4 protein-coding genes are annotated in these 7,402 nt (G+C 64.3%); 2 read left to right on the top strand and 2 right to left on the bottom strand.

Going from position 1 to position 7,402, the window contains the following annotated elements:
* Positions 1 to 842 precede the first annotated feature (842 nt).
* Complete coding sequence (locus ABZ807_RS27900) at positions 843 to 1,676, bottom strand: hypothetical protein (RefSeq protein WP_357164161.1); 834 nt, start codon at positions 1,674 to 1,676, stop codon at positions 843 to 845.
* Complete coding sequence (locus tag ABZ807_RS27895; RefSeq protein ID WP_357164158.1) at positions 1,673 to 6,151, bottom strand: AAA domain-containing protein; 4,479 nt, start codon at positions 6,149 to 6,151, stop codon at positions 1,673 to 1,675. Before ABZ807_RS27895 ends, ABZ807_RS27900 begins: the two co-directional genes overlap by 4 nt.
* A gap of 225 nt (positions 6,152 to 6,376) precedes the next feature.
* Here ABZ807_RS27895 and ABZ807_RS27890 point away from each other — a divergent pair, with 225 nt between their 5' ends.
* Together ABZ807_RS27890 and ABZ807_RS27885 are read left to right on the top strand one after the other, a co-directional pair.
* Positions 6,377 to 6,763, top strand: a complete 387-nt coding sequence (locus ABZ807_RS27890; RefSeq protein WP_139586411.1) for a hypothetical protein — start codon at positions 6,377 to 6,379, stop codon at positions 6,761 to 6,763.
* Positions 6,760 to 7,287: a DUF6036 family nucleotidyltransferase gene (locus tag ABZ807_RS27885; RefSeq protein WP_109817770.1), complete on the top strand. Its 528-nt coding sequence runs from the start codon at positions 6,760 to 6,762 to the stop codon at positions 7,285 to 7,287. The genes ABZ807_RS27890 and ABZ807_RS27885 overlap by 4 nt, the downstream gene beginning before the upstream one ends.
* The last annotated feature ends 115 nt before the right edge of the window (positions 7,288 to 7,402 follow it).

The raw sequence follows: 7,402 nt of genomic DNA, 5'->3' as shown, positions 1-7,402 counted from the left end.
CGCCCCGCCCGGCAACCCGCCGGCGGGGCATCTTCATGCCCCTACATCCGCACCACCGATGACGGCTACATCCTCACCAAGAACGCCAGGCAACAGTTCGGTGGTGGCGGAATTGCCGGCTCGTCAGGCATCTGACGATGATGCCTCACCGATGAGCCAGCCGCGTCAAGGCGTTGCGGGTGCCTCCGAGGACCCTATCCGGCAGGATGCCTTAAGTTGCATAAGTGGCTAAACCATCAGATTCTGATGAGCCCGATGCCGCAGCCCGCCGCGCGGCGGACTGGCCGTCGGTAAACCTGCGACTGGGCAGACGGAGATCGGCAAGGCCCGCCCGCTTGGCTGACCTCCCGGGTCCCTGTCGAGCGGTACAACAGTCCGGCCACACCGACAGCCCCGGATCCTCCACCACCACCTACATCAAGGTCGATCTCCCCGACGTGGCCAACGCGCTGTCCGCCATGACCAGCCAGCCCCATCCACCGGCCCGGGTGGCCGATCACCCCGGCACGTGGTCGCAGGTGAATCACGTCGCATCGTCCACGTCCGAGTAGGGGACAGTAGCCGCGTGCGGTGTCGGGGGAACGCGCTCCGAATGCACCGCACGCGGCGAGGCGAGCGGACCGGCCTTCGGCCCTCGGTCCCAGCTGAAAGGTTCTTCGGCAGCGCGTCACGGCTGCCCCGTCGTTGAGTTGTTCTCGTGCGGCTTCTCGAGCGGGTCGCGTTGGGGACCCTGAGGCGCTCGGGCCAAGCGCCTTGATGGGGTGCCGGCATGGTGATCGCGCGGCCCCGGATGGCCCGATCGTCCCGCGCCCATGTTGATCCGATCCCGGTTGGAACAGCGTCTACGCCTTGAGCTGTTCGAGGTCGTTGAGTGCGGCTACGACGACGTTCCAGGCGATCCGGACAGTGTCGTCATCGGGCGAGTAATGCTGCTTGATCTGCTTCTTTGGGTGTACCAGGTTGCGGTGGTTGCGCAATACGTGAGCATAGTCGGTCACGTCTCGAGCGACCCACTTTTTCTCGGCAGCCAAATCGATCAGCGACTCCAGGTGATCGGTGGGACGCTGGCCTCCGGTGTGTTGAGCGAGCGCCACGTCGTAGAGGACGCCTTCGAGCAGGCTTCCGAGCATGATGACGGCGGCGGTGCAGGCACCGGATTGCCAGCAGATGTGGGCCTCGTTGAGTCGGGCGGTGAGGTGGCGGCCGAAGTCTGGGTCTTTCAGGATGTTGGCGAGGCTCGCGGTGAGTTCCAGCGGCACTTGCATGGTAGGTCGCGTCATCGTCGGGGTCTGCGTGACGAGTTCGGGCCGGCCCGATGCGTAGCGGATTTGGTAGCCCTCCACGGCGAGTAGCCCGTTGAGGTCGTCGACGAGGTGACACCGCGCCTCGTCGTCGTCGAGATATTCGCGGGGGTCGGCGAGGCGGAGTAGCAGCCGGCGGAGCCCATCAGGGTCGCGGCGGCGACGCAACGTATGGAGGACCCATTCACGGCGACCGCCGTTGACGTCGCCTACGCGGCGCCAGCCTGCGGCCTCGAACAGGGCGGTGATCTGTCGGCCGGTCCGATAGTAGGGGGTGCTGTCGTCGCCGCAAATGAGGTCCGCGAGTCGGTCGAGGACGTTGCCGTCGAGCTCGACAGTGACCTCGCTGCTGTTGTTCATGAAATCAGTTGTCATAAATTCTGCTCCTCATGTTCGGAAGGCAACTCGATCGGCTTCCAGGCATTGGCAGGTGTGTCCGATGCGGTTCGCGGGGCGATCCCACGTTCGGTGAGCCGGGTGAACAGGGTCGCTAGCTCCTTGTTGGCGTCGAGCTCGAACTCGCTTTCGCGTATGCGGATGACTTCCCAGCCCATGCGGAAGAGTTCTCGGTCGCGACGCCCATCGGAGATGACGTCCGTCGGTCGGGTGTGCCAGCGGTGGCCGTCGCATTCCACTGCGAGCCTGCCGCCGTCTCCTACGACCACGAGGTCAAGCGTGCGCGATCCGACCTTGAACTGGGGCACGACGTGGTAGCCGCGACGTTTGAGGATCCGAAACACGCGCTGTTCGAGCAAGGATTCGAACGGAGCACACTGGCGGTCGGCGCTGACACTCTTGAGGTCTGGCGAGGGTCCGTACACGGACGGCGGGTTCAGCATGTAGTTGATCAGTGATGCGCGAAGGTCATCGGGTTTGTAGTCCTTGGGCGGAACGGAGGTGAAGAGCCAGAGTTGATCACGAGCGCGACTGGCGGCGACGTTGTAGTTCTGGTATAGGTTCTCGCCGACCCGTCGAGGCGCCGCAGTGACGACTGTGGACAGGAAAATGACGTGACGCTCTGCTCCTTGGAAGGTGGGCGCCGAGCCAACGTTGATCTGGCGGGCGGCGCGGACTTCCGGTGCGATGGCCGCGTTGATCTCGTGCTCAAGGAGTTTGATTTGTCCGTGTCCGTGCAGCACGATAACGCCAAACGTCTTGCCCGCATACGTGGGATCGTTCAGGCATTCGAGCAGTTGGGACACGATACGTTTCGCCTCTACCGGGTTGCGGATTGCCTGTGCAGATCCCTCCTGGTAGGCGCCCTCGACGTGAGCGACGCGCAGCGGCTCCAGATCGGTAGCTTTCCTCTCGCGCAACGGAATGATCTCACTGGCGCCGCGGTAGAACTGCTCCTTCGACCAGTTGATAATTTCAGGCATGCATCGGAAGTGTTCCCGTAAACGGACGACGGCGTCTCTTCCGGATCGCGCCGAGAGGAGGCCGTACAGGTGAGCTTTAGGGGTGAAGTGGTATCGAATTTCGGGATCAAGGTCGCCGAGGTGATCCCCAATAGCCCGAAAGTGTTCGTCGAAGGTCCTGCCCATTCGATTGGGTGCCGGGGTGCATTGCTGGTCGTCGCCGACAACGATGATCCTTGGTGCCAGCCACAAAAGGAAGAGATGTTCCAGACCAACCTGACTTGCCTCATCAACGATGATCACATCGAAGGCATCGCGTTCGACGGTCAGATTCTCGAGCAGGCTCGGCAGGGGAATCACCCAGGCAGGCACGATGCTCTGGGCCTTACCCATCGCCGCCTGCGCTGCCTGACGCAGCTCGCGAACCTTACGGCCGCCGCCAGCCCCGATCTGCTTGCGGAACCCGCGGAAGCTGCGAAGGGCGCGCATATCGGCGTCAGTCAGGCGATTGACGAACGCCCGAGTTGCTTCGGCCGCTGCAAGCTGCTCGGTGACCTGGGCTAGGTGTACTTCGACGTCGTCGTAGTCCCGTCTGACCACTTGTTCCGTGCCAGCTGTGCGCTGGGCCCGCACGAAACGGTCCGCGTGGTACCAGGCCCATGCCGCAGGCAGATCCCGCATGCGGTCGTCCCAGTGAGAATCCAGGCAGCTGTCTTGCAGCAGGCGAAGCAGTTGCGGATGGGCACTGTCCACTTGATGGGTGAGGCTGAGGCGGCGTCGCTCGGCGTGCTGCTCGCTATGCGCGGTGTCCAGTGCATCGATTGCGTGGTGGTATTCCTCAAGGGATCGCTGGTCGATGGCGGCGATGAGGAGTTCAACCTCAGGGCACGGGTTCTCGCGCGTCAGGTGCCTTCGGGCTGCGTCGCGGTGTCCGGCTATGGCGGCCTGCGCTGCTCGCAGGCGGATGTGGTGGCGGGCGGCTGCGGTGGACGAGGTCACCGCGATGACGTCGTCAGTGGTGGGCATCCTGGTCGGCAGACCAGCAGCTTCCAGGCGGTCGCGGATGGTGGTGTGGACCCCGGCGAGTTGTTGGACGTGCTGAAGTTGGCGGTACGAATCTTGCAGCTCGGACAGGGTCGCGGTGACGCGGCCGGGCGTGATAACTACCCCGACGTCGGCCCACAGCCGCAGGAGTTGAGTGGTTTCGATATGAACTTCGAGATGATCAAGTGCGGCGTCTAGCAGAGGCACCGTAGTCGGTGGCCTTCCATCGACACGCATGCCGCTGATCAGTGCGGCGGCCTTGATGCGGGCCGGCTGCACGGCGAGAAGCGTGCGACAGGTCAGACTTGCAAGGTAAGTGCGGAGTTCGCGGCCCACGGCGAGCATGTGACGGGCTTGCCCCAGGTCGAGCTCACCAGCGTTCGTGAAACGCACTTCCGCACCCAACGTGTGCACCCGAAGTTTGGCCTGCAGGCGCTCGGCGCGTCCGGCGACCTCGGCCACGTGCCGCCACAGGGATTGCCGCCGTCCCGAGAAGTGATCTGCGATGGCACGTGCCACCCAGTTCCGCGACGACTCAGAGTCCGGGTCCAACCCGATACGCTCCACGATGGCGGTGAAGCGCTGCCCGAGCAGGTCCAGGTCCTTCAGCATGTCCTCACCGGCAGCCGCCAAGCGGGGCGCCCACACAGTGGTGTGTTCCTGAACGGCGGCCGTGGCGTTGAGTTCGGCGTCGAAAGCCTCGGCGAGCGCGGCTGGCGTAGGTAGGTCTGACAGGTCAGGGATCACTTGGGCGAGGCGGGCGCGTCGAGCTGGGTTCGTCGTTCGTAGCAGATGCACCAGTTCGGTAGCCTCCGGGGTCGTCAAGGGTGGCCTGTCGGGTAGGTCGGGTACGGCCGTCGGCATCCAGTCGAACTGCTTCGCGTTGCCCTTGACCTGACGTGCGATCTGACCAAGTGATCCCCGGTAGAGCTCGGTGCTGAACCAGGGCACGACCGGGTCGTGAGCGATGAACTCCGCCTCACGTAGCTGCTGTATGCGCTGGTTGAGGTAAGCGGATCGAGACCGCAGCTCGTGCCGTTCGCCGCGAAGCGCCTCAACCTTTCTGGTCAGTTCCTCCGTGTGGGCGTACGCGGTCAGGTGGGACAGAGCGTCAAGACCGAAGCCGACCTCGGTAGCGGCGTTTCTGCCATCGGTCATCAGCACGCAGAGATCACGCAACGACGCTGGTACCTTCTCGCGAAGCTCGCGCAGCGCCTGATCCTTCTGACTCGTGACGAGCACCCGCTGACCGCGCGCCAGGAGCGCCGACACCAGATTGGCGATCGTGTGCGTCTTGCCGGTGCCCGGCGGCCCTTGAACCACGATCCCCGTCTCGGAGCGAAGCAGCTCGATGACGCGCATCTGCTCATCGTTCGTCGCCTTAGGAAAGAGAGGGTCGCCACCGAGCACGTCGCCGTTGACAGCGCCCTGACTCCTCAGCCACCCGTTACGCTGCTCGGGCTCCGTGTCCACCACAAGCTGAGCAAACGCGACGGGAACCTGTGCGTCAGGTTGTCGCAGCGCCTCCCGGATGTGCTGGTAAGCCTCGGCAAGGAGCACCCGACTGCGCCGACGTACCAACAGCGCCGGCGACAAGCTGATCACCGGGATGCTCGGCAACTCCTCATCCGCCACCGCGGGGTGGGCTTCCTGGTGCACCGCCGTATCCAGACATTCCTCGAGAAGGCCCACGATCGGAGGTAGCAAAGCTAGCCATGGCAGATCCCCGTCGACGATTTCCTGACGGCGATACCTCCCACGCTCACCCCGGAACAGCTCCTGATCGCCAAGGACTTCCCGGTCTTCGACCCTTCTGCGTCCCGTCCCCATCGACACCGACACCTCGGCCGTCGCTCTGTCCAGGCGAGCGACTACACCTTCGGCCATAAGATGACGACGAAAACGGGTGCCGTCCGGCGCCGTCCAACGAAGCAGACCGATCCCGAGAACGAACTCGTACTCGTCGTCCTGCTGCTCCATCGTCTTGGCAGCGCGCTCAAGTTGCTCATACAGCTGCCCAACGGCGTGCAGGCGTCGAGCCTCGTCGGACCATGCCTGCCATTGCTCAACCCAAGCGTCGAAAGCACGCACAATCCGCCCCGGCGGTGCCTCGTGACTGTCATCACCGCTCAGCCGAGCGTCCAACAGGCGCGGCGCAGAACCAGCGAACCTGCCCACGGGGTCCATGTCGATCCACTCGTGCAGCAACTCCGGCGGCGTCGGCTCCGTCGGTGGCCGAGACGGACGCAGCCGCATGATCACATCATCGGCAGGGCTAGCCATCCACTGCACGCCCCGCGGTAGGGCATCGAGCCAGATGACGGGATCAGGCGCGTCCGGGTCTTCTAGAATGTCGCACACTGGGTCCCGCTCGACTGCGGCCGTCACCTCAGCGAGAAACTCGACCAACTTCGTCGTCTTCTCGATCGCATCCTGACTGAGAGTCACGCTCGCATGCACCCCCTGTTAGTTGACAGGCAACGTCACAGACTGCGCTGCCTACAACCAAGATCACAAGGGTGATGCCGTGCGCGCAGCATGAGTGAACGGTCCGAGCAGGGTCGCGGCCCAAAATCGGGCACCCGTCGCCACCTCACCTCTGCGGTGTTCGCGGCCGGCGCCGCGATAGTCTGCAACGAATGAAGCCGTCGGCTCGAAGGTGAGGCTTGCCCGATGGGTACCAGCTACGAACCGATGAGTCTGGCCAGGTTGGCCACCCATCTGGCATCCGCGGACACCGACCAGACTCGCTGGAAACTCGTATGGGAGTTTCTGGAGGAGTACCGCTGGGAACCCGCCGAAACCAGGGTCGACCTGTTACGAGATGAGCCCGGGCTAACCGGAGACCCACGGTGGGACGCGCTGCTTGCCGCGCTCGCGGAGCACCTGCTGGCTCAGGCAGATCTTGCCCCGCCCGCATGGGTCGACGCACGTGTGCTGCGCCGGGCATGGTTCCCGGCCGAACTGGCCATCCACCGGGCCGACGCCCTGGCATGGGCCCCGGCTGCATTCCGGAAGCACGGTGTGTACCTCTCCGTTCACGACCTGGCTGCGGCGTGAGCGGATCAGACGGCGTCCTCATGGGGCGCGCGGAACTCGAACGCGCTTTCGCCCACCTGGGCGACCGGCTTGTCCGGCGCGGAGTCGTCGCTGACATATTCATCGTGGGTGGTGCCGCGATGGCGCTCGCCTACGACGCGAAACGGGTTACCAGGGACGTCGACGCGATGTTCGTCCCGCACGGAGTCGTCCTCGATGAGGCGCGTGCAGTGGCCGACGAACTGGGCCTACCGCCGTGGTGGCTCAACGAGCAGGCCAGCGTGTATGTATCCGGCAAGGACGACCCTGGCAAGCGGCGAGTCTTCGACCACCCTGGCCTGCGCGTGATGGCCGCCTCTCCGGAGCACATCTTCGCGATGAAAGCGCTCGCGGCGCGAACCCGCGACGTGGACGACCTTCGCGCCCTGGCGGCGCTGGCCAAGGTAACGACGGTGGACGACGCTATACGTCTGTGCAGCGACTTTTACCCCGACGAAGCGATCTCGCCACGAGCAATGGGAGTTATCCGCGAACTTTTCGGATGATTCGGATCCCCCATGCAGCGCGGCGGTCAATGTGATCACTTCCGATGGCTCAGGCCTCTAAGCAGGATCCTCGCGTGTCCGCCAAAAGCGCGTGAAACGTGACCGTAAAGCGGGG

This window comes from Micromonospora sp. NPDC047548 (assembly GCF_040642975.1).
Lineage (GTDB): Bacteria > Actinomycetota > Actinomycetes > Mycobacteriales > Micromonosporaceae > Micromonospora.
Note: the sequence above shows the minus strand (reverse complement) of the source record. Positions and strands in the feature narration are given on the sequence as shown.